The sequence below is a fragment of the Leifsonia sp. SIMBA_070 genome (genome assembly GCF_046534635.1).
Classification (GTDB): domain Bacteria; phylum Actinomycetota; class Actinomycetes; order Actinomycetales; family Microbacteriaceae; genus Leifsonia.
Genome location: NZ_JAWRYK010000672.1, coordinates 1 through 250 on the forward strand (window position 1 = coordinate 1; position 250 = coordinate 250).

1 pseudogene is annotated in these 250 nt (G+C 61.6%); it reads left to right on the forward strand.

The window, feature by feature from the left end:
* A pseudogene (locus tag SB754_RS21935) lies at positions 1 to 250 on the forward strand (peptide chain release factor 3); the annotation flags it as partial.

Consider the following 250-nt stretch of genomic DNA (forward strand, 5'->3'; position numbering starts at 1 on the left):
CTGGGACCTGAAGAAGGACGAGTACGTAAAGTTCGAACGGCAGAACTCCGGCGCGTCGCTGGCCAAGGAGGACCACTTCACTCCGGAGGAAGCCCTGGCCGCCGAAGGCGAAGTGTGGGAAGACTCCTTGGGCGAAGCCGAGCTGGTCATCGACGGCCGCGAATTTGACCGTGATGCCTTCCTCAACGCCAAGGCCACCCCCCTTCTTTTCTCCTCCGCCGCACTGAACTTCGGCGTGAAGCAGATCCTG